This window comes from Streptomyces sp. NBC_00448 (assembly GCF_036014115.1).
Taxonomy (GTDB): Bacteria; Actinomycetota; Actinomycetes; order Streptomycetales; family Streptomycetaceae; genus Actinacidiphila.
The window spans coordinates 4,231,008-4,253,156 of sequence record NZ_CP107913.1 but is presented as its reverse complement, the minus strand read 5'-3'; the positions used below and the strand labels follow the sequence as shown (position 1 = coordinate 4,253,156).

The window sequence follows — 22,149 nt, the reverse complement described above, 5'->3', positions numbered from 1 at the left end:
GGCTTCACTGCTCCCGGATCAGGTCGGCGTACAGTCCCTCTGCCTTGGCAAGGGCGTGGTGCGTGCCGCGCTGCACGACCCGGCCGTGATCGAGCACGAGGATCTCGTCGCTGTCCCGGATCGTCGACAGCCGGTGGGCGATGATCACGCAAGCGCAGCCGAGCCGGCGGAGGTTGTCGTCGATGCGTTTCTCGGTCTCCGCGTCGAGGGCGCTCGTGGCCTCGTCGAGCACCATGACGCTGGGCCCGCGCACCAGTGCGCGGGCGATCTCCAGACGTTGCCGCTGACCGCCCGAGAAGTTGGTGCCGCCCTCGGAGACAAGGCTGTTGAGGGTGCCCGGCCGGGAGGCCACGACGTCGTAGACGGCCGCGTCGCGCAGCGCCGCGACGATCCTCTCGTCGGGGATGGAGGTGTCCCACAAGGTGACGTTCTCCCGGACGGTTCCCTCGAAGAGGAAGATGTCCTGGTCGACGAAGGCCACCGAGTTGCCGAGGGTGTCGCGGGTGTAGGTCCGGCGTTCCCGGCCGTCGAAGAGGATCTGACCGGACCGCGGCTCGTACAGGCCGGCGATGAGCCGGCTCACCGTGGACTTTCCGCTGCCCGAGCCGCCCACCAGCGCCACCCGCTGGCCGGGCAGCACGGTCAGGTCGAAGTCGCGCAGCAGCGGTTCGCCCAACGGGCTGTAGCCGAAGGTGACATCGATCATCTTCACGCTGGCCACGCTGGTGGGCCGACGGGAGGACTTCCGGGAGGCGGGCCGGCCCGTGCCGGGCTGCCCGTGCGGGTCCTGCGGCACCGGTGGCCGGCCGGGTGCGCCGGCCGGCGCGGCGGCCGAGCCGGTGTCGATCACCTTGTTGGTGAAGTCGGAGGCCAGCGGGAACCGTTCGATGTCCTTGAGCCGGTTGATGTCGGCGGCCACGTCCTGCACCCGCGGCCCCAGGTTGCTCAACTGGGAGACAGGGCGGGTGAAGTTCGTCACCAGCGTCTGGAAGGCGACCAGCAGACCGATGGAGATGTGCCCGTCGATCGCCTTGGTCCCGCCGATCAACAGGATGCAACCGCTGTCCACCGCCGCCAGGAACGGTGGTACGACGGCGAGCAGCGCGGTGGGAGTGCCCAGGACCTGCGATCCTGAGGCCACCTTGGCCTGGAAGCCGGCCCAGCGGCCGAAGTAGTCGTTCTCCGAGCCCGACGCCTTCATCGTCTCGATGAGTTGCAGGCCGTTGAACGACGCCGCGGTCAACCGCGCGCGGTCCGCCCGGAGTTTGGACACCGCGTCGCTGCGGAGCCTGGCCACCAGGCGCAGCACCACGATGTTCAGCAGGGCCACCCCGACGCCGATCAGGGTCAGTTGGACGTCGTAGGTCCACAACAGGATCGCGTAGAAGACCACGAGAAGCGCGCTGACCGCCGCGGTCGCCACGTCCCGGGACAGGATCTCGGCGATCCGGTCGTTGGAGGCGACCCGTTGGGAGATCTCCGCCGGGTTGCGCTGGGTGAAGAAGACCACGGGTAGTCGTAGCAGGTGCCGGACGACGCGGGCGGAACTTCGGATCGCCGTCGACGACTCCACCCGCAGCAGATGCGTCTGTTGGAGCAAAGTCAGCACCACTGTCAGCACCGAGGCCGCGGCCATCGCGCCGATCAGCGGGGTGATGAAGGAGTGGTCGCCGTTGCTCAGCACCCGGTCGATGAAGGCCCGGGTGAACGCGGGAACCGCCACGCCGGGGATGATCAGCAGGATGCTGGCCAGGAGCGCGAGCATCAGCGCCCCGCCGTTGCGGCGGTAGCGGGAGTACAGGTCCGTGGAGATGCGCGGGGGGCGTCCGCCGCGCCTGAAGTCGGGCCCGCGCTCGAAGGTGAGGACGACGCCGGTGAAGCTCTTGTCGAACTCCTCCATGCTGACCGTGCGCTTGCCGGAGGCCGGGTCGTTGAGGTGGACCACCGGGCGCCCGAGCCGCGTGCCCATGCCCTCGTAGACCACGAAGTGGTTGAAGTTCCAGAACAGGATCGTCGGCGGCCGCAGCTTCTTGAGCTTCTCCACCTCCATCTGCCGGCCGCTGGCCAGCAGGCCGTAACTCCTGGCCGCTCGCAGCAGGTTGACGGCCTTGGCGCCGTCACGGGAGACGCCGCAGGCGGTCCGCAGCTCCTCCAGCTGGACGAAGCGCCCGAAGAAGCCCAGCACCATGCTCAGCGAGGCCGCGCCGCATTCGACGGCCTCCAGCTGGATCACGGTGGGGGTCTTGACGCGCATCCGGTTCCTGGCGCGTTCGCTGCGATCGCGCCGGCGTCCGCGGCCACGGGACGGTCCGCCCGGCGCCTTCGAGTCGGCCCTCCGGCCGGGTGCGGGCAGTGGGGGCGTGGATTGAGTCGTCATTTCGGCAACAGCCAATCGATGGGACGCTCACCGGGCAGCCGGCCGTAACCGGTCACCTGGGTCCACGAGTTGATCCGGAACGGAGGGCCCGAAGCCGAGGTCCAGCGGTAGCCGCTGGAGACCTTGGAGTCGGTTTCCAGGTCGACGGTGATGCGGACCGGACCGCCCTTTTTCAGGAGTTGGTTGGACAGCAGCTGGTTCCCGCCCAGGAAGTCCAGCACCTGCTGCTCGGTCTGCGGGAACGCGTCCACGGCGGTGACATGGCCGCGCATCAGGCCGAACGCCTGGGCGGGAGCCGACGACACGTCCATGTCCACGTCGTCGCCGATCTGCAGCTGGCCCGCCTTGTCCGCGGGGGCGAACAGGACGGCCACCAGCCGGTCGTTCTTGCTGTCGGTGCGCTCCACCGTCATGAACGTCGCGCCCGCGTTGACGTACTGCCCGTTGTCGACCAGCAGGGCGATCGTCCGGCCGGAGAAGGGGGCCCGGACGATCTGGGTGGCACCGTGCGCGTCGACCAGCGACAGCACCGGAGCCCCCTTGGTCACCGGGTTCCCGGTCTGGGCGAAGACGTCGGAGACCAGTCCGCTCTGCGGACTCTCGACCTTGGAGACCCCCAGCGGGTGCGTGAGGATGCCCGGTATGTTCACGTTGCGGGCCAGGGAGCCGTTGAAGGACCACACCAGGCCGCCCGCGATGAGCACCGCCACGAGTGCCAGCACCGCCCAGGCCCGCGGCCGGGCCAGGCGCACGGGGCTGTCCAGGTCGTCGGGTGCGCGCAGGTTCTCCAGTGCCTTACGCCGGAACTCCACTGCCGCCCTCCTCTCCACGGCTGCCGAGCAGGAACTCGCCGACGGTCGACTCGCTCTCCCAGGCCACCCCGGAAGCGGCGGCGAACGCGTCGGAGTCGCCGCCGCCGAGCCCGCAGCCCGCGAGCCCCATCGCGGTGGCGACGCTGTACAACACCTGGTACAGCACCCCCACGTGCTTGAGCACCAGGGCGTAGCCCATCGTGGAGTACTTCCACATCACCCGCCCGAAGCGCGCCGTGATCAGCAGCGTCACCTGCGGGGCGGCGGACATCTGCGCGGTCGCGCGGGACATCTCGGTGAGGCGGGTCAGCGCCGGCCCGGGCTCGGCGACGAGTTCCAGCCGGTGCCCCTCGGGGTCGTAGTGGTACAGGCCCGGTGCCACACCGTCCACCTGGTCGATCAGCGGATAGATCTCCAGCTCGTACGCCCGGCCGCCGGACGGATAGGGCCGGTCGCCGAGTTGCTGGGAACCGTCGTCGTACTGGGCCCGGTTGCGTGCGCTCCGGTACAGGAACTCGCCCAACTGCGCGGCGGTGAGCGGCGAGGAGCTGTCGTGCAGCCGCAGCGAGTGCCGGTCCTCCAGTACCTCGGTGAGGGTCCGGTCGCTCGCGCGCAACGCCTCCAGGTCCACCCGGGGCAGCTCCACCGAGACGCCCTCGAAGGACGGCCGGACCGCGGGCAGCGGCTCGGCGGTGCCCTTGGCCCAGTACGTGCCGCCGTACGGCATGTCGTGGCGTCCGACGCGGGTACGGCTGTGGAACCACAGCTCGTGCGGCGACCACTGGGCGAAGCGGAAGTCCTCCTCGGCGGCGCCGCTGCGCGGCACCAGGAAGCCGTGCCGGGCCAGGGCGCTCAGCAGCGCGGAGACCACTTCCGGCTGGGCCGGCAGATGGGTCCGCGCGCCCTCGGTGTCCTGGGGAGCCTGCCCCGGGGCCTGCTGCGCGGGCAGCGAGGCCAGCAGCCCGGCGAGCGCGGGATCGTGCAGTTCGACGGCGACGTGTGCCAGCGGCGACTCCAGCACCATGCCGGTGCCCTCGGCGCGCAGGACGGCGAAGCGCGACATCCGCAGCTCGGCCGGGTCACCGTCGTGCTTGAGGACGGGCGGAACGGCAGGGCCGAGCGGCCGGAACGTCAGCAGCGGCTTCCCCGCGGCCTCCAGGGTGACCGCGAGCCAGCCGCCCGCGCGCAGCCGCTGCAGCAGCTTGGGCGTCTTGAGCATGCCGAGCTCGCCCTCGTGGCTCCGGACGACCTCCAGCAGCTCGTCGTTGTCGACCGGCTTGGTGCCGAGCAGTTCGACGGCCGCCGCCAGTCCCGGTGACAGGGCACCCAGCGAGGTGCCGCGCTGCCCGATGAAGATCTGGGTCGCGCCGCTGGGGACGGGGACGACCCGAGCGCCCGGGTGGAGCCGCAGGAGTTCACCGACCCGCACCGGACCGGGTGCGGGTGGGTGGTTGCTGATGACGCCGGAAGCGTCGGGACCAGTCATGTCATCTCCAGGGAGACTGCGGTGGGGAAAGCCCTGTCACTGGGCAAGGCCATGACGTTCAGGCCGCCGCCCCGGCGGGGGTCCGCTCGGGACGACGGCATGAGAGACGGATCAACGGATCAACGGACCGGCAGAGCGGCGGACCGGCGGACCGGGAGACCGACGGATCAACGGATCAACGGACCGGCTGATCGACGGACCGGCCGATCAGAAGAAGACGCTGCGCGGGTTCATCTGGTCCTCGGCGGTCGGCTCGGACAGCCAGCCCAGCTTCACCGGCACGTCGTAGAGTCGGCCCGGAGCCAGCCGGCGCCAGAAGTGGCGCATGCCCGGGACCATGACCTTGGCGACCTTCAACTCCAGGTCGGGCAGGCTCTGGTCGAGGACGATCACTTCGAGGCCGGCCTTCTCGACCCGCTCGACACCGTTGCGGATGTCCTTGGCCAGGTCGCCGGAGAACAGGCCGGCGTAGGTACTGGCCGACGTGGGGGTGAGGTTCGCGGCCGGAGCGACCCACGGGTCCTGGGCGACCGTCACCTCCTTCAGCCACGCGAGGGTGTCCGGGTCGTCCTCCCAGTAGTCGGTGGAACCGTCCGCGTTGCGGTTGATCACCGCCGGAAGGAACTGGTTGACCTCGGTCAGGGCCCGCAGGACGGCGATCCGCACGTCGAGGTGTGCCCCGAAGCCCAGGAGCACGTCCTCCACCGGGTGGTCGGTCCGGCGCGAGACCGCGGCGAAGGTGGGGATGCCGAGGTCGGTGGTGATGTCCACCACCTCGAGGCTGCGGTTCATGCCGGTGTAGAAGTCGCGCAGGGTGTCGATGTACGGCTCGCCCAGGCTGTCGAGATCGAAGCCGGGTCGCAGCACCCGGTTGTACCACCACAGGGCGACCGCGTCGCGCTCGGAGATCTCGTAGAACGCCTGCAGGATCGCCTCCTCCAGGGTGTTCCCGGCGGCGTTGCCGTTGCCGTCGCTGAAGCAGTAGAAGTTGTCCACCAGGTCGGGGTGGCCGAACCAGGCGTATCCCGCCGGCACCAGGCGCTCCCGGTCGTGCGTCAGCGACCAGGCCGACGTCCACTCGATCTCGCGGCTGGTGTCGAACGGGTCCGGCACGATGTGCAGCCGGCCCGCGCCGGTGTGGTTCCACACCTCCCGGCCGGCGTACTGCGCCTCGGAGTACTGCAGCAGGTCGTTGGCGTGCACCGCCAGGTCGGGACCGAGCGCGTCGAAGCTGGCCCGGCGGGTGCGGCGGTCACCGCGCCACACGCCCGAGTACCGCTCGATGGCCTCGCACACTCCGCTGACGCGCGCCTGGATGTCGCTGCGGCCCTTGCCGCCGCTCTGGCCGCGCAGGTTGCGGCGCAGCATGGCCAGGTTGTCGCCGGGCATCGCGAAGTTGTGGCCGGCCGAGTAGCTGTAGGTGACGCCGTTGTCGACGTCGTTGAGCAGCCGCAGCGAGCTGACCGCGCCGGTCAGCCGGCTGATGTGCTTCTCCAGCCGCTTGTAGGTGTCGTCGGGGCGCATCGTCCGGTGCCCGCCGTCCGCGCTGAACTGCACGGTCTGCTCGACCGGTTCGATCCGGGGGTCGATGTGCAGGACCGCGGGGTCACCGCAGCCGGGACACTGCGGCTGCCGGATCAGCTGGTGGCGCTCGGTGCGCATGGTCGGGACGTGCACCGAGACCAGGACGCCCTGGTGGTCGGACGCCTCGGCCCCGATGATGTTGGCCACGGCGCTGGCGACCAGCTGCGCGGAAAGCCCCACCGACCAGGGGGAGGCCGCAAGCGAGGTGAGGAGCGGAGCGTCGTCGCCCCGCTTGCGCTTGAGGTACGCCTCCACCTGCCGGTTGCCGTCGAGGCGTTGGGCCAGGCAGCGCCAGCATCCGGTGACCTCCGGCACCATGTACGGGCCGGTCCAGACATCGGCGCCGTTGGGCTTGGCCAGCAGCCAGGGGACGCCGGCTTCGCGCAGTCGGGCGTCCACGGCCTCGAGTTCGGGGTTGCAGTAGTCGTCGGCGAGCACGACGACCATGGTGGGAGCGGCGGCACCGGCCTTGGCGGCGGTGACCGGCCGCACCTTGATGCCGGTGGTCCGCAGCGCGGACACCACCTCCGCCTCGTCCACCGCGCCCACCGAGGTGATCTCCACCTGGGCCTCGTCCAGTCGCCGGGCGGCCTCGGCGGCGTCCACCCCCCGGGACTCCCAGACGGCCACCGCGGCGCGGTCGGTCCCGACCGGACCCTCCGCGAGGTGGTTGAACCGCTGGAACTTGCTGATGGCGAAGACGACTTCACCCAGCGTGAATCGGTCGGAGAGCTTCTGGGCTATCTCGGCGATCGTGTGGGTTCCGTCCAGGAAAGGCACTACCTCGGCCACGGCCTTTCCCTGGACCAGGTAGTGGCCTTCCTCCGAAACGAGAAAGACCCGGTCCGAGCCGACGGCCTGCGGGACAAGGTGTGCCTTGAAGCGGGGCAGATCCACCGCGACCTCCAAAAATTATTCGACTTGGTCGAACACTTTAATACCCGCCGGGATGGGTAGAGCAAGGAAGTCGAGACGACCGTCGGCTATCTTTTCGGTGCTCTCGACTTCCCCCCGCCGGGGGTGCCTTCTTATCTGTAGGGGGGTCCCCTACTAGTCCTACGGGTCCCCTACTTCAGACCACTCTGAGCTGCGGCAACCGTACGAGGTGGCAGGTTCTGCGGGTGCGGGGAAGGCCACAAAAAGAATCGGGTCGAAATGCAGAAGAGCGCAGTTGACTTGCGGGGGGTCAGCTCTGGATGATTTCTGCATCAACCCGAAGCTGGTTTGATACCGAAATCGACAAGTAAGGGGTGCTCATGGAGCCCAGGGAAAGGTCGGCATTTGTCAGTGCCTACACCAAGGTGCTGACAGCTGCCTGGTCGAACGAGGACTACGTGTCGCGGCTGCAGGCGGACCCGCGTACCGCGCTGGCCGAACAGGGTCTGGAACTGCCCGCGAATGCCACGGTGCACGTGGTCCGGGATGTCGGCGGCGATCCCGACCTGGAGGCTCAGGTCTCGCTCTGGGGCGCCGGCAAGGCGACCGGTGTGTACGAGCTGAGGGTGCCCGCCTCGCCCCAGATCGAGGACCGCGAACTGTCGGAGGCCGACCTGGAAGCGGTCTCCGGCGGCGACAACACCTACTGCTGCTGCTGCTGCCCCTGCTGCACCTGCACCTGACCGGTAGGGCGTCGCGGCGACCGGTGGAGCCGCGGCGCTCTCCACCTTCGGCCTTCGATCGCGCACCGCACCAGCCAGCGCAGACCCGCGGAACCTCGAGGTGATACCCATGCCCGGACCGGAAGTGATCGGGGTGTCCGGACTACGCAAGTCCTACGGAGCCGTACCCGTGCTGCACGGGGTCGACCTCCACGTGGGACGCGGCGAGATCTTCGGTCTGCTCGGCCCGAACGGCGCGGGGAAGACCACCACGCAGGAGATCCTCACGGGCTTCAGCAGCCGCAGCGCGGGGTCGGTCAGCGTCCTCGGCCAGGACCCCGCAGGCGCGGGGGCGCAGTGGCGCGCCCGGATCGGCATCGTCCCCCAGGACATGGGCTCGTTCGACCAGCTCACCGTCAAGGAGGTCGTCTCCCACTTCGCCTCCCTGTACCCCGACCCCTTGCCCGTCGGCAGCGTGATCGAGCGGACGGGACTCGGCGAGAAGGCGAACGAACGCACCGGCCGGCTCTCCGGCGGCCAGCAGCGCCGCCTGGACATCGCGCTCGGCATCGTCGGACGCCCCGAACTGGTCTTCCTCGACGAACCCACCACGGGCCTGGACCCGCAGGCCCGGCGCGTCACCTGGGACCTGATCCGGGCGCTGGCGGCGGACGGCACCACGCTGATGCTCACCACCCACTACCTCGACGAGGTCGAGGTGCTCTGCGACCGGGTCGCCATCCTGCTGCGCGGAAAGGTCGCCGAAGAGGGCGCACCTGCGGACATCGGCGGGCGCGCCGACGGCGAGGCCGTCATCGAGTTCCACGCGGCGGGCGCCCTGCACGGAGCCGAACTGCCGGCCGTCGCACCGGCCGGCGCGGCACCGCTCGGACGGGCGGAGGGCCAGGTCCGGATCGGCACGGCCGCACCGGCCGCCACCTTGCGGGTCCTGCTCGACTGGGCGGTCCGGCTGGGGAGCGACGACCTGCCGGGACTGACCGTCACCAGGCCCACGCTGGAGGACGTCTATCTCCGGATGATCGCGGCCGACACCGCGACCCCGGCGCCCGAACCCGAACTGGAGCACGTCGCATGACCGGTGGAACGGAAACCACGGCCCTGGAGTACCGATCCGAGCCCCGCCAGCGCGAGCGGCGGACGCCTTCGATCGGCAGGGTGGCGGCGGCCCGCGCCGGCATCGAGCTGAGGAGCTACTTCCGCAACCGGCAAGCGGTGGTCTTCACCTTCGCCCTGCCGCTCGTGCTGCTGCTGATCTTCGGCGCCATCTACTCCGGCAACGCCCCCGGTACCCACACCCCCATGAAGCAGGTGCTGATCGCCGGAATCATCGCCTCCGGCATCATGAGCACCACCTTCTCCAGCCTCGCCGTCGCCATCGCGGTCGAGCGCGACGACGGCACCCTGCGCCGGCTGGCCGCGACGCCGATGTCGCCGGTGTCGTACTTCCTGGGCAAGGTCGTCCAGGCGTTCGTCATCGGGGTGCTCGAGACCGTGGTGCTGCTGGCCGTCGGCGTGGGCCTGTTCGGCCTGCACCTTCCGGACACCGGGGCACGCTGGTTCACCTTCGTGTGGGTGGTCGTCCTCGGCATCGTCGCCTGCTCCTTCCTCGGCATCGCCTACAGCCGGGTGGCCCCCAACGCGCGTGCCGCGGCACCGGTGGTGCAACTGCCCTATCTCGGGCTGCAGCTCATCTCGGGCGTGTTCTTCGTGTTCACCTCCCTCCCCGGCTTCATGCAGGTGATCGCGGGATGCTTCCCGCTCAAATGGATGGCCCAGGGACTGCGGTCGGCGTTCCTGTCCGACTCCTTCCAGCAATCCGAGGCGGCCGGCAGCTGGGAGCACGGGCGTACGGCCCTGGTTCTCGGCGGGTGGTGCCTGGCCGGGCTCCTGCTGAGCCTGGCGACCTTCAAGTGGGGGCGGGCCAGAAAGTGAACGCACTCGGCAGGATAAGAACGTGGACGGCCGTGGCAGGTCTCGCGGTGCTCGTCGCCGGATGCGGCAGCGGATCGTCCACGCCCAAGGCAACCGCTTCTCCCGCGGCCCCCCCGCCGGTCGGAGTGCCCCTGGCGACCAAGTTGCTGGAGCAGTACTCATCGACCAGCAACGCGATCACCCTGAAGAACGTCAAGACGCTGTCCGCCATCGAGGAGCCGCCGGCTTCCGTGGCGAGCAAGGCCGGTCTGACGGTCGCGAAGGCGCAGAAGATCCAGGTGACGGACCGGAGCTTCGTCACGCCCAGGTTCGTCTTCCCGCGCGTCACCAGCTACCCGCACTACTTCCTGGCGATCGCCCCGATGCTCCAGTCCGACCGGGTCACCCCGGAGCCGGTGTACACGCTGTTCGTCCAGGACCAGCCGTCGGCGAAGTACAAGGTCGCCTACTACCCCTTGGCCACCGACACCACCACCGGGCCGCCGACGCTGGAAGAGGACAGCGCCGACGGCGCGCCGGAAGTCACCAGCAGCAGCGGCCTGCTGGCGCCGCCCGGCGCACTGGCCAAGGCGTACAACGACTTCGCGCAGGGCCACAAGGACGCCGACGTGCCGCTGGCTCCGAGTCAGGCGCTCACCGTCGATCTCGCCGGCAACTTCACCGCCAACGCACAGGAGTTGAAGTCCCGGGGCGGCGTGCTGAACCGCGTCCTGCTGTCGCACGACTACCCGTCCTACATGCTGCGCACCCGGGACGGAGGGGTACTGGCGTTCAGCGCGGTCAAAGTGCAGGACACCATGACCTCCTCCTCCGGCTACGGGACGGTCGCCCTCGACCCCGGCAGCCCGGAGGCGGCCATGGCGGGCAGCCCCCAGGGCGCGCACTCCTCGCAGTACGTGATCGACCGGCTCGAGGTGTACCTCAGCGTCATCCCGCCCGCCTCCACACCGGGCCCCGGGGTCCAACTCCTCGGCTTCAGCGACTATCTGCTGTCAGTCGACGGATAGGTTCCCCGCCCTTGCGGCCCGCACCCCAGAATTCCCGGCCTTCCCGGCAGGGATCGTCCCGGCCTCACCGGCAGGGATGTCCCGGACGTCGACTGTGACGCCCGGTAGTTGATCAAGAAGGAGATCCATGGAACCGCGAGAGAGGTCAGCGTTCGTCAGCGCCTACACCAAGGTGCTGACGGTTGCATGGTCGGACGAGGACTACGTGAACCGGCTGGAGGCGAACCCGCGTACGGCGCTGGCCGAGCAGGGCCTGGAGCTGCCGGCGGACGCCACCGTGCGCATCGTCCGGGACATCGGGGGCGACCCCGACCTGGAGGCTCAGGTGGACCTCTGGGGCGCCGGCAAGGCGACCGGTGTGTACGAGCTGCGGGTGCCGACCTCGCCCCAGATCGAGGACCGCGAGCTGTCCGAGGCCGACCTTGAGGCCGTGGCCGGCGGCGACAGCTACTGCTGCTGCTGCTCGCCCTGCTGCACCTGCACCTGATCCGACAGTGCTTGCCGGAATCAGTCGGCCGTGACGGACGAGTTCCTCGTCGGTCCGGCCGGCTGATTCCGGCGGTGCCGGACAACGCAACCGAACGTCGAGAAGGGTTCGAGAAATGACGTCAGCCGACCTGTCTGCCGGTCCCAGCGCGCCCTCTGCCGCCGCTGCACGGCGCCAAGTGCACCTGGTCGAGCTGACCGTGATGCCCGGTGTCCGCTACAGCGCCGTACTGGGCTACCTGCAGGCCGCCGCCGAGGCGGCCCCGGACCTCGCCGAAGCCTGTTCCTTCGCCAAACACGTGTACATGCAGGGCGGGGACGCCTTCGAGACCGCCTGCGCCAAGGTGCTGGACGCGCTGGACAATCCCCTGGCGGTCGCGTTCACCGTCTACTTCTGGAACCGGCCCGGCACGCTCGAACTGGCCCGCCGGATCAAGGAGCGCTGGCCGCGCTGCCGCATCGTGGTGGGCGGCAACGACGTGACGCACCAGCCGGTGGTGTTCGACGAGGCGCCCTGGGTGGACGTCCTCGTCCACGGCGAGGGCGAGATGCGGTTCCGCGACCTGCTGCGCGTCTTCCTGCGCCACGAGGAACCGGCCGCCGCGGACAGCGAGTTGGGTGCCCTGCCCGGCATCAGCTACCGCTCCGCCGACGGCGAGGTGGTCACCACCGCCGCGGCCCCCCGGATCGAGGACCTCGCCGAGCTGCCCTCGCCGCTGCTCGGGAACACCTGGGCCGACGAGGACATCGCGCAGTCCCGGATGCTGGTGTACGAGACCAACCGGGGCTGCCCCTACTCCTGCGCCTTCTGCTACTGGGGCGGGGCCACCAACTCCAAGATCCGCCAGTTCCCCATGGACCGCATCCTGAGCGAGCTGGAGCGCATCGTCCGGGTCGCCGCCAACGGCACGCAACTGTTCATCGCCGACGCCAACTTCGGCATCGTCGCGCGCGACGTCGACATCGCACGCCACATCGTGGAGCTGTGCCGGCGCCACAACAAGCGTCTGCTGGTGATGACGAACTGGGCGAAGAACACCAACGGCCGGGTGGTGGAGATCGCGGGAATCCTGTACCGGGCCGGGCTGACCGGGGCGATCACCCTGTCGGCACAGTCCTTCGACCCCGATGTCCTGCAGATCGCCAACCGCCGCAACATCCGCGTCGACAACTACCGTCGTATGCAGACCCAGTTCCGGGCGCAGAACATCCCCACCTACACCGACCTCATCTGGGGTCTGCCCGGCGAGTCCCGCGCCACCCACATGACCGGGATCGAGGAGGCGATCACCTCGGGCGGCTCACCGGTCATCTACCCGCTGCTGCTGCTCAACAACACCGACTACACGCATGACCGCTTCCGGGACGATCACGGCCTGCGCACCAGGCACCTGCCCTGCGACCCCGGCAACACGGACCTGATGGCCGACGTCGTCACCGAGCACTCCCGGGTGACGTTCGAGGACTGGCTGAGCGGGATGGCCTTCCGGATTCCGCTGACGCTCTTCCACAAGTGCCTGCTCCGCTCGACGATCCGCGTCCTCGCCGAGACCTCGGGTGCGCGCACGGTGGACCTGATCGAACTGCTCGGCTCGTTCCTGCGCGAGGGGGCGGTGGAAGACCCGCTGATCTCCTTCCTGATGGCCGACTACGACCGTGTCTGGCGGGAGCCGGAGAGCTTCGACCGTGACCTGCTGTACCGGAACATCGGGCGTCCGGTGATCCACGAGGAGCTCCACTACCAGGCAATTCTGCGGCGCATGGTCGGCGATGCGGACCGAGCCGCCCGCTATGCTCGAACTGCCGTGGACTTCCTGTACGAAGAGCTCACCTCCCAAGGGCGCCCGTTGCCGGACCGCAGTGACCTCGACATGGTCACCGGCCTGGATCTGGCGGCGGCAGCGGTGTTCCGCGCGGGAATCCACGGGAAGGCGGAGCAACACGACTTCGCCCTGCCGGAAGGGCTGTTCGACCTGCTGAGGTCGTACGGCGACGTGCCGGGCGGCGCCCCCGCCGCCGTCTCCGGCGAGAGTCTGGTGCACGGCCGGATCGAGGTACCCGAGTCGAGAACCCGCTACCCCTTCAGCGCGTACTCGCTCTCGGTCTGGCACGGCAGCGGACGCCCCCTCCACGACGTCGGCATGCGCCTCGACGTTCAACGCCTGCCGCAACGGGAGACCGTTCAGCCGATCGCGGTTCCCCACACTGCCTAGCCACCCCCGTCGACTCGGCCCGCCGAGCCCACCCCCCAGAAGGACCCCTGCCGTGAACCGAAACGTCCGCAACGCCACCCCGCCGATCTACGCCTTGCTCATCCTCGGGGGCTTCCTCATCAACACCACCGTCGGGATCGCCGTGATCATCGTCGGTGGCGTGCTCACCAGCATGGTGTACACCATGGCCAGGGGTGGTGGCGCCGAGGGCACGCCGCGCCGGGCTCCCCGGCAGCGCAACCGCCGCTGAGACCGCGGGGGCGGTGCGGTCGGCAGCCGGTGCGGGCGGGTTCGGGGGGCCCTGTCCGGCTGCCCCCGTTCGCTATCCTGCCGCCATGCGAGGGGGGACCGGGGACGAGGTGCGCCGTGGGGCGGCGGGCCCGTACACGTACCGACCGGGACGATGACCGCCGTGCCGCTCGGTGCGGCCGGGGGTGTCCTCAGCTACGGCCCCGACAGCACCGACGGTCCGCACGGCCCCGGCTGGACCGTCCGGGCCGAACTCCCCTTCCCACCGGACCCGCCCGGCAGGACACCGGGCGGGACACCCGGTCCCCGTCGCCGTGCGCTGTGGCGGGGGCCCACCGCGCTCGACTGGGCGCTGGTGGTCCTCGCCGTCGCGCTGTCGCTCGGCGCGAGTCTGCTGTCGGACGACGTGCCCGACTCGTTTCGCGGGGTGCTGCCGAGCGTGCCGGTGGTGGTGCTGTCCGGGCTGCACGCGGTGCCGTTGGGGTGACGGTCGCGGGCGCCCGGCGCGGGGCTGGTGGCGGTGCTGTCGGCGCTGGTGCTGTGGTGGGGCTGCGACCGGGCGGGGTGGACGAGGCCGCCGGTCAGTGACATCTTCCTGGTCTACTGGTGGGTCGAGCTGACGTTCCTCTACAGCGCGGGCGCGTATCTCGCGGTGCGGCGCGGTCTGGCGGCTCCTGTGGCGGTGGCCGCGACCGGGGGTCTCGCCTCGTGCGCGGACGCGGCGCCCACCGAGGCGCACGCCAACCCCCAGGGCTTCTACAGCAACCAGATGACCGTCAAGGACTTCGAGAGGCTCCCCGACCCGCGCCCCCGGCTGCGCGCGGTCCACGTCCCCTCCCTGATCATGCGAGGGGACTGCGACTTCATCAGGCCCGCCGTGACCCAGGAATACCGGCAGACCCTCCCGGACTCCCGCATCGTCCACATCAAGGACGCCGGCCACGCCATCTCCCACAGCCGACCCGCCCTCTACACCGCCCTCCTGCGGTCCTTCCTGCTCGACCGCCCCCTGCCGGCACCCGCGTCGTGAACCTGCTGCCCGGCCGGCCGCCGCGCGTGCGCCCGAACGGTCGTGCCGGACGACGGCACCGACGCGAGCGAAGCCCGAACCGAGGACGCCGCGGCGTTGTCCTTCAGAGCGGCGTCTTTCGGATCGGCCGCGTGGCGTGGACCTGGATGAGGCCGTACGTGCCGCTGGTGCGCCATTGCTCTCCCGTGGCGTCCAACTGGGCGACCACCGGTCCGTCGAGGCCGACGACGACGTCCGACTTCAACGTACGCAGGGCCGCCACGGGGGACGGAAAGTGGCCGACCCTCTCGGCGAACGATGACGTGGCGGCCCAGAGCCGGTCGCCCACGAGGCGGCGGTAGTTGAGGTCGCCCTTGACGATCGTCATCGTGGCGCCGGAGAACCCGGCCGCGAGGTCGGCCGGCATGTCGTGGAAGGGCAGCGGCGCGCAGAGGAACGGGTGCGTGCGGATCGCGAGGGTGCCGCTGTTCATCGCCCGCCAGAGCCGGCCGCCGATCCGTTCCGCCTCCTGGCCCGCCCGGTTACGGAGGCGGTCGAGCGTCGCGAGGACGTCGGCGGTGGTCGCGTCCGAGACGTAGTACGGGGCGGGCTTGGCGTACAGGACCACTTCGGCGGCCAACCCGCTGGTCAGCAGGTGGTCGATCAGGACGAGGTCGGGCAGCAGTTCCCGTCCGGCGTTGTCCGCGAGGACGCAGACCCTCGGGCTGCTCGAAGCGGCGAGCGTCGACCACAGGAGCGGGCTGTCGTCCGCGACCAGGGCGGCGGGTCGGGCGTCCCCGGCCGAGCCGGTGATCTGGAAGCCGAGGTCCGCCCGGTTGCCCCAGAGCGCTGACGAGAGCAGTACCTCGGCCCGCTTCTCGGCGGGCAGGGACGGCAGATCGTCGAGAGCCGCCAGCTCGTCGGTGACTGCCGGGCCGGCCAGTTCGGCGTTCTTGAACGGCGCGAACGGGTCGATGCCCTGCCAGGTCCCGGGCCGGAAGTAGCCGGTGGCCTCGAGCAGCCTGCGGTAGAAGTAGCTCTCGGCCCACAGGAACGGCGCCTCGTCCCACGGCCGCCCGAACAGGCCCTCGCCCCACTCCCGCCACTGCCGCTGATCGTGGGCGCTCGTGCCGAGTGGCTCCAGCACGCCGTCGGTGCTCTCGACGAGGAGTTCCTCGACCGCCGCCCGCTCGACCGGCCCGTACGGCAGAGCGTCGAGCACCTGCCGGACGAGCTTCGGGTGCCGCTCGTGGAAGACACCCCAGGCGAAGGAACCGGGGGTATTGCTCAAGATCGTGGGTGCGGTGGGCATGTTCAGGCTCGTCCCTCTCCTCGGCGTACCCCCACGACAGTGTGGCGCCGGTGCCGTCGTGCCCGCATGCTCACCGATCGGCGTTGCCGGGCGGGACGACCCATTCGGTGGGCTGGCCGGTGAGCGAGGCGATCATGTCGAAGTCGCCGTCGTAATGGAGGACGGTTCGCCGGTTGACTTCGGCGGTGGCGGCGATCAGCAGGTCCGGGAGGGACAGGGCCCGATGGAAGCCGGCGTTGAGCGCGTGGCGCTGGATCTCCAGAGCGAGGCTGAAGGCGTCGTCGTCGGTGGGCAGGTAGTCGAAGGCATGGAGCCACGTGCTGATGCGGAGAGCCTCGGCGTTGTCGCGTGCCGAGTGGATCATCTCGTACTCGGTGGGTCGGCACACCGCGAGCAGGTACCGCTCGTGCAGCGGCCTGAGGACTTCCTTCACGCCCGGTTTCGTCCAGCGGGCCAGGGCGGACTTGTCGATCAGGTAGCGGTCCTGCATCAGGCGGCGCGGCCTCCGTCGTGACCGTTGTCGCGCTTGAGGGAGCCGTCGGCGTTGCGCGGGCCGGTGGTCTCGACGATCTCGCTGAAGTCCAGCTCGCCGGCGTCCATGGCGTCGAAGAACTCCTGGCGCAGGTGCCGCTTCACGGCATCCTCCATGGCGAGGCGAACGGCCTTCGCCTTCGTCTTGGTGCCGAAGATGCGCATGGCTTCGGTGACCATGTCCTCGTCGAGGTCGATGACTGTCCTGGCCATGTGGGCGGCTCCCTTCGTGACGACCTGGCTACAAACGATATCATTATCTTGGGGTTGGAGATATCGTTACAGCTGCAACCGTCATGAAGACGGGGTCGCGAAGGGGCGTGGCGCCTGCCGGCCGCAAGGCTTGCGTCGGGGGATGTGGGCGTCGGTGGATAGGTCGGATGTCTTTGTAGCGCGCGGGTGTCTCCGTGTCCAGATGTGGCGCAGGAGTCTGGTCGGCTGGAAAATGAGGGAAGATTCGTAGGATCTATCACCGCAGCCCGCCGACCTGGGAACGCTCTCTTGCGGTGAGTGTTTTTGTTTTTTCTTGTGCAAAGTCGAACCTTGCGATCAGGTATCCGGCTCTGTACGGTCGGTGCGATTCGCGCTCGCGTCATGTATGCGTCAACCCGCATGCCGGCCCCCACACGGAGCGCCGAACACACCCCCCACGTCCCAGGAGCATTCGATGCACGGGTTCCCCAGAGGCTCACGGCACCCAGGGGCGACGGCGGTTGCCGCCGTCGCCACGATCGGCGCCGACTTCGCCGACCACTTCCCCGACCGCGCCGAGCGCCGCATCGGCGGCCGGCTCTGCGCGCCGCCGGCGCGCTCGCGCTGAACGCCGAGCGCCGAGCGCCGAACGAGGACAGCACCGCCTGAAATCAGGGTCATGTTGGCCCGGCCGAGGAGGTCTTGTGTCGTCACGTCCGATCATCCTGAGGTGGACGCCGCTCGTCGCGGTGCTCTCCCTGATCTCGCTGTTCCTGTCCGTGCTCGTCGATCCGCCGAGCGCCTCGGCGGCCACCACCACGACGGCATGGCAGAACGGCAACTTCAACCTGGACCCCGGCGGGGTCGTCAGCCGCTCCGACATCGTGCTCGGCACGCCGAACACGCAGGCCGCGCAGTCGCTCGGCCTGGGCAACGGTTCGCTGGGGGTGGCCGCTTGGGCGGCGGGCGGGTTCACCGCCCAGCTGAACCGCACCGACACCATGCCGGACCGCAAGTCGCCCGGGCAGGTGCAGATCCCGGGGTTGAGCACGATGACCTCGGCGTCCGACTTCACCGGCCGGCTGGACCTCTACAACGGGGTGCTCACGGAGTCCGGCGGCGGCCAGACCCTGAAGGCGTGGGTGCCTTCGGGCAAGGACGAGCTGATCGTGGACGTGACGGGCGCGAACCCGAACACCACGCAGACCGCCAATGTGCGCCTGTGGTCGGGCCGCAACCCGACCGCCGCCACGTCCGGCACGATCGGCACCCTGGCGGAGACCTGGGTGGACAACGCCGAGCAGGAGCCGTCGGGTCGGACCTTCGGCTCGCTGGCCGCGATCACCGCCGGCGGGCAGGGAGTCAGCACCTCGGTGGTGAACTCCACGACGGTGCAGGTCAGTTTCAAGCCCAACGCGGACGGGTCGTACCGGATCGTGGTCGGCGCGCCCAGCTGGACCGGGGGCAACGCCGCCACGACGGCGGCCGATCTGCTGGGCGGCGACGCGACCGTGGCCGAGTCGACCCTGCTGAGCAGCCAGTCCACTTGGTGGAACGGCTTCTGGGCCAGGAGCGGCCTGATCGAGCTGAACTCCTCTGACGGCTCAGCCCAGTACATGGAGGCGCTGCGGACGATCTACCTCTACACCGAGGCGGCCTCGATGCGGGGCACCTACCCGGGCAGCCAGGCCGGCGTCACGGACATGTTCAACTTCGGCCAGGACCAGCAGAACTGGACACCGTCGTCGACCTGGTTGTGGAACCTGCGCACCCAGATATCGGCCAACATGACGTCGGGCAACTACGCCCTCAACACCCCGATCTTCGACCTCTACCTGAACAACCTCGCGGCGATCGAGAGCTGGACGAAGGCGCAGATGAGCGGGCACGCCGGTGCCTGCGTGCCGGAGGTCATGCGCTTCAACGGCAACGGCGGGGACCCGTCCGCGGGAGCCAACGCCGCCTGCAGCGAGCCGGGCAGCCCGAACTGGAACGCCCTGGACATCACCAGCGGGGCGGAGATCTCGCTGTACGTGTGGCAGCAGTACCAGGCGACCGGTGACACCGCGTTCCTCACCAAGTACTACCCGCTGATGCAGCAGTCGGCGATCTTCCTGCTCGGCTACCAGACCAAGGGCTCCGACGGTCTGCTGCACGCCACCGCGAACGCGCACGAGACGCAGTGGGCGGTCACCGACCCGACCACCGACATCGTCGCGGACCAGGCGCTCTTCCCGGCGGTGATCAGCGCGGCGCAGAAGCTGGGCACCGACACCTCGCTGGTGTCCCAACTGCAGACCGCCCTCGGCGAACTGCCGCCCTACGCCCGCACCGACGAGGCGACCAGGACCCAACTGCTCACCCCCGCGGACGACGCGGCCGGCGCGGACGTGATCGCCGACTCGTACCAGCCGGCGGCGACGATCAGGAACTCGGAGAACATCGGGCTGGAGCCGGTCTGGCCCTGGAACGTGATCAGCGACACCTCCAGCATGCTGGCGCTGGCCAAGCGGACGTACACGTACCGGCCGGTCACCGGCGGGAACGACTGGAGCCTGGACGCCATCCAGGCGGCCCGACTCGGCATGGCCGGCGAGGTGCAGAACCGGCTAGTCGGGATCACCGAGTCGCACCAGGTGTACATCTCCGGAATGGCCGACCTCGGCAGCACCGTCGGCACCGAGTCGTACATCGAGCAGGCGGCCGGGGTGGCGGCCGGGGTCGACGAGGCCCTGGTGCAGGACTACGACGGCCTGCTCCGGTTCGCTCCCGCCTGGCCGAGCGGCTGGGACGCCGCCGGCACCGTGTTCATCCAGGACGGCGGCAAGGTCGACGTCCAGATGGAGGGCGGCACGCTCGCCACGGCCGCGATCCACGCCGGCACCACCGAGACCATGAAGGTGCGCAATCCGTGGTCCGGGAAGTCGGCCGAGGTCGTCAACGGGTCGACCGGCGCCGTGGTGGTGGCCGCCACGACGGCCGGCACCCTCAGCGTCCCGGTCACCGCCGGCCAGAGCTACCTGGTCGAGCAGCCTTCGGCACTCACCACGTCGTTGCCCTACGCCCAGGTGACCGGAACCGCCGCGACCACCGCCAAGCACCTGGGCGGGGTGAAGATCGGACTGGACGGCGCCGGCGGCGTGGCCGGGCCGACGTTCTACCCCGACAGCAACTACGGCGGAGCCGGCGTGAAGTTGGGCGACGGCAGCTACACGATCTCCCAGATGGAGGCCGCGGGCATCACCAACGACGCGATCTCCTCGATCCGGGTGCCGGCCGGATTCACGGTGGTGGCCTACGCCGACGGCGACTTCACGGGCGCGTCGTGGACGTTCACGGCGGACAACGCGGACCTGACGGGCCTCGGTGCCAACGACACGATCTCCTCGTTCAAGATCACCGGAAGCGCGGCGGGGTGATCGTCCCGGGGCGAGCCCGGCGAACGGCCGAAGGTCGGTCAGCGCTGTAGGGGTTGCGTGCTTCTCCTGCTCCACGTGCCGTGTGGAGCAGGAGGGCCGCCTGGTGGAGGTGGTGCGACGGGGGCGGCGCGGCGGGTCGGTCACACCTTTGCCACGGGCGCGGAAGGACCCGTATCGGGGGGCCGCGGGGCTGGGATGATGCGGGTATGGCAACCAACGGGGGCACGGGCGGGCAGCCCGAAGACGAGGCCACACGGACAGTGACGAGCTACGAACTCAGCCCGCCGGCAGCGTCGGAGGCCGCGGCCACGCCACCCTTGGGAGCCCCGTCCGCCCCCGCCCCAACTGGTCCCGGTGGTACGGGCGGTGGGCGGTTGGTCGGTGAGCGCTACCGCCTCGTCGAGCGGCTCGGCTTCGGCGGCATGGGCACCGTGTGGCGGGCGCACGACGAGGTCGTGGACCGCGACGTGGCCGTGAAGGAGCCGCGGGTCCCCGAGCACATGACCGACGCCCAGCGGCAGACCGCGTATCTGCGGATGCAGCGCGAGGCGCGTGCCGCCGCCCGGATCGACCATCCCTCCGTGGTCACCGTGCACGACGTGGTCGTCGAGGACGACCGGCCCTGGATCGTCATGGAGTTGGTGCGCGGCCGGTCGCTGGCGGAGGTGCTCGCCGAGGGGACGGTCCCGGCGCGGGAGGCGGCCAGGATCGGGCTCGCGGTCCTCGGCGCTCTCGTCGCCGCGCACGAGGCCGGAGTGCTGCACCGCGACGTGAAGCCCGCGAACATCCTGCTCGGCCGGCACGGCCGGGTGGTGCTCACCGATTTCGGCATCGCCCATGTCGAGGGCGAGGAGCCGCTGACGGAGACCGGGGCCTTCATCGGGTCGCCGGAGTACATCGCCCCCGAGCGGGTGCTGGGGCAGCGGCCGGGGCCCGAGTCCGACCTGTGGTCGCTCGGGGTCGTGCTCTACCAGGCGGTGGAGGGCGTGTCGCCGTTCCGCCGGCAGGCCACACCGTCGACCTTCCAGGCCGTCCTGCTCGCGGAGTTGCCGCCGCCGCGCGAGGCGGGGCCGCTCGCCGGGCCGATCCTGGGGGTGCTGCGCAAGGAGTCGTCGGCGCGCACGACCGCGGCGCGGTTCGGCGACGAGTTGAGGTCCGTCCTCGACCCGCCGCGCGTTCCGTCCCAGGCCGGGGGTACGGCCGTGGCCACCGCGGTCGGCGGGATCGGCGCAGCCGGCGCGGTGGTCGGGGCCGGTTCGGTCGGCGGGGGCGGCGCCGTCGGGCCCTCCGCCGCCGGCCGGGCGATACGGGCGCTGCGCCGCAGCCGCCGCGCGCAGACGGTCACCGCGGTGGTGGTCGCGGCCGCGGTGGCGGGGGCGGTGATCGCGATCGTCTACCCGTTCGGCGGTGGCCTGCCCAAGGGCTGGAAGTCGTACCAGGAGCGGGGCGTCGACGCCACGGTCGCGGTGCCCGGCGACTACGTGCGCAGCATCGCCGACAAGAAGGTGACGTACACCGACCCGCACGGGGTCTTCACGGTGACGCTGTACAAGAAGCAGGGCGAGAAGGACAGCGCGGCGGGCGTCGCCAACGCCAACCTGCAGTGGTACAAGGGCGGTGGCCAGATCAAGTACTCCGACACGGTGCAGGACGCCGACGGCCGGGTCGTCGAGGCGACGCAGCAGGGCCAGACCGCGGCCCGGCTCGAGGTCCACTACACCGACCTCACGGTCGACGCGCACACGGCCGCGCGCGAACTCGAACTGGACGTGGTCAGCGGGGACGGCGACCTGTACACGCTGGATGTGGTGATGCCGGCGGCCGCCACCCAGTCCGCGCAGGGCCAGCGCATCTTCGACCAGGTCAAGAAGCATCTGACGATCCACACCTTGTGAGTGCGCCCGCCGCCCGTGGCGGCTGC

General features: G+C 70.2%; 19 protein-coding genes. 12 read left to right on the top strand and 7 right to left on the bottom strand.

The window, feature by feature from the left end; translation table 11 throughout:
- Window positions 1–4: 4 nt before the first annotated feature.
- From OG370_RS17980 to OG370_RS17965, 4 genes are all read right to left on the bottom strand, one after another.
- Window positions 5–2,377 carry an NHLP family bacteriocin export ABC transporter peptidase/permease/ATPase subunit gene (locus tag OG370_RS17980; RefSeq protein WP_443060697.1) on the bottom strand — a complete coding sequence of 791 codons (2,373 nt, stop codon included), beginning with the start codon at window positions 2,375–2,377 and terminating at the stop codon, window positions 5–7.
- Window positions 2,374–3,189: an HlyD family efflux transporter periplasmic adaptor subunit gene (locus tag OG370_RS17975; RefSeq protein ID WP_328465473.1), complete on the bottom strand. Its 816-nt coding sequence runs from the start codon at window positions 3,187–3,189 to the stop codon at window positions 2,374–2,376. The genes OG370_RS17980 and OG370_RS17975 overlap by 4 nt, the downstream gene beginning before the upstream one ends.
- Complete coding sequence (locus tag OG370_RS17970; protein WP_328465471.1) at window positions 3,173–4,675, bottom strand: SagB family peptide dehydrogenase; 1,503 nt, start codon at window positions 4,673–4,675, stop codon at window positions 3,173–3,175. The genes OG370_RS17975 and OG370_RS17970 overlap by 17 nt, the downstream gene beginning before the upstream one ends.
- A 207-nt stretch (window positions 4,676–4,882) precedes the next feature.
- Window positions 4,883–7,156, bottom strand: coding sequence for a TOMM precursor leader peptide-binding protein (locus OG370_RS17965; protein ID WP_328465469.1), 2,274 nt, complete (start codon window positions 7,154–7,156; stop codon window positions 4,883–4,885).
- Between the two features lie 359 nt (window positions 7,157–7,515).
- Between OG370_RS17965 and OG370_RS17960 the strand changes: the two genes are divergently transcribed.
- The 9 genes from OG370_RS17960 (at window position 7,516) to OG370_RS17920 (ending at window position 14,795) form a co-directional block, all read left to right on the top strand.
- Complete coding sequence (locus OG370_RS17960; RefSeq protein ID WP_328465467.1) at window positions 7,516–7,878, top strand: hypothetical protein; 363 nt, start codon at window positions 7,516–7,518, stop codon at window positions 7,876–7,878.
- A 109-nt stretch (window positions 7,879–7,987) separates the two neighbouring features.
- Window positions 7,988–8,953, top strand: coding sequence for an ABC transporter ATP-binding protein (locus tag OG370_RS17955; RefSeq protein WP_328465465.1), 966 nt, complete (start codon window positions 7,988–7,990; stop codon window positions 8,951–8,953).
- The gene (locus OG370_RS17950; protein WP_328465463.1) at window positions 8,950–9,810 is read left to right on the top strand and encodes an ABC transporter permease; all 861 of its coding nucleotides are present in this window, start codon (window positions 8,950–8,952) and stop codon (window positions 9,808–9,810) included. The genes OG370_RS17955 and OG370_RS17950 overlap by 4 nt, the downstream gene beginning before the upstream one ends.
- 32 nt (window positions 9,811–9,842) lie before the next feature.
- Complete coding sequence (locus OG370_RS17945; RefSeq protein WP_328465461.1) at window positions 9,843–10,817, top strand: hypothetical protein; 975 nt, start codon at window positions 9,843–9,845, stop codon at window positions 10,815–10,817.
- 127 nt (window positions 10,818–10,944) lie between these two features.
- A complete protein-coding gene (locus tag OG370_RS17940; RefSeq protein ID WP_328465459.1) occupies window positions 10,945–11,304 on the top strand; it encodes a hypothetical protein in 360 nt (119 codons plus the stop codon).
- 115 nt (window positions 11,305–11,419) lie between these two features.
- Window positions 11,420–13,516: a radical SAM protein gene (locus tag OG370_RS17935; protein WP_328465457.1), complete on the top strand. Its 2,097-nt coding sequence runs from the start codon at window positions 11,420–11,422 to the stop codon at window positions 13,514–13,516.
- Window positions 13,517–13,568: 52 nt separating this feature from the next.
- A complete protein-coding gene (locus OG370_RS17930; protein ID WP_328465455.1) occupies window positions 13,569–13,766 on the top strand; it encodes a hypothetical protein in 198 nt (65 codons plus the stop codon).
- A 153-nt stretch (window positions 13,767–13,919) separates the two neighbouring features.
- The gene (locus OG370_RS17925) at window positions 13,920–14,252 is read left to right on the top strand and encodes a hypothetical protein (RefSeq protein WP_328465453.1); all 333 of its coding nucleotides are present in this window, start codon (window positions 13,920–13,922) and stop codon (window positions 14,250–14,252) included.
- A 27-nt stretch (window positions 14,253–14,279) separates the two neighbouring features.
- Window positions 14,280–14,795 (top strand): alpha/beta fold hydrolase, encoded by a 516-nt coding sequence (locus OG370_RS17920; RefSeq protein ID WP_328465451.1) that lies wholly within the window; start codon window positions 14,280–14,282, stop codon window positions 14,793–14,795.
- Between the two features lie 103 nt (window positions 14,796–14,898).
- Here OG370_RS17920 and OG370_RS17915 read toward each other — a convergent pair whose 3' ends face one another.
- The 3 genes from OG370_RS17915 to OG370_RS17905 all read right to left on the bottom strand — a co-directional run bounded on the left by OG370_RS17915 (window position 14,899) and on the right by OG370_RS17905 (window position 16,830).
- The gene (locus OG370_RS17915; RefSeq protein ID WP_328465449.1) at window positions 14,899–16,086 is read right to left on the bottom strand and encodes a damage-control phosphatase ARMT1 family protein; all 1,188 of its coding nucleotides are present in this window, start codon (window positions 16,084–16,086) and stop codon (window positions 14,899–14,901) included.
- A gap of 70 nt (window positions 16,087–16,156) precedes the next feature.
- Complete coding sequence (locus tag OG370_RS17910) at window positions 16,157–16,576, bottom strand: PIN domain nuclease (protein WP_328465447.1); 420 nt, start codon at window positions 16,574–16,576, stop codon at window positions 16,157–16,159.
- Window positions 16,576–16,830, bottom strand: coding sequence for a type II toxin-antitoxin system VapB family antitoxin (locus OG370_RS17905; RefSeq protein ID WP_328465445.1), 255 nt, complete (start codon window positions 16,828–16,830; stop codon window positions 16,576–16,578). Before OG370_RS17905 ends, OG370_RS17910 begins: the two co-directional genes overlap by 1 nt.
- Window positions 16,831–17,284: 454 nt before the next feature.
- Between OG370_RS17905 and OG370_RS17900 the strand changes: the two genes are divergently transcribed.
- The 3 genes from OG370_RS17900 (at window position 17,285) to OG370_RS17890 (ending at window position 22,123) form a co-directional block, all read left to right on the top strand.
- Window positions 17,285–17,437, top strand: coding sequence for a hypothetical protein (locus tag OG370_RS17900; protein WP_328465443.1), 153 nt, complete (start codon window positions 17,285–17,287; stop codon window positions 17,435–17,437).
- 76 nt (window positions 17,438–17,513) lie between these two features.
- Window positions 17,514–20,228 (top strand): glycosyl hydrolase family 95 catalytic domain-containing protein, encoded by a 2,715-nt coding sequence (locus tag OG370_RS17895; protein WP_328465441.1) that lies wholly within the window; start codon window positions 17,514–17,516, stop codon window positions 20,226–20,228.
- A gap of 374 nt (window positions 20,229–20,602) precedes the next feature.
- Complete coding sequence (locus tag OG370_RS17890; RefSeq protein ID WP_328465439.1) at window positions 20,603–22,123, top strand: serine/threonine-protein kinase; 1,521 nt, start codon at window positions 20,603–20,605, stop codon at window positions 22,121–22,123.
- Window positions 22,124–22,149 lie beyond the last annotated feature (26 nt).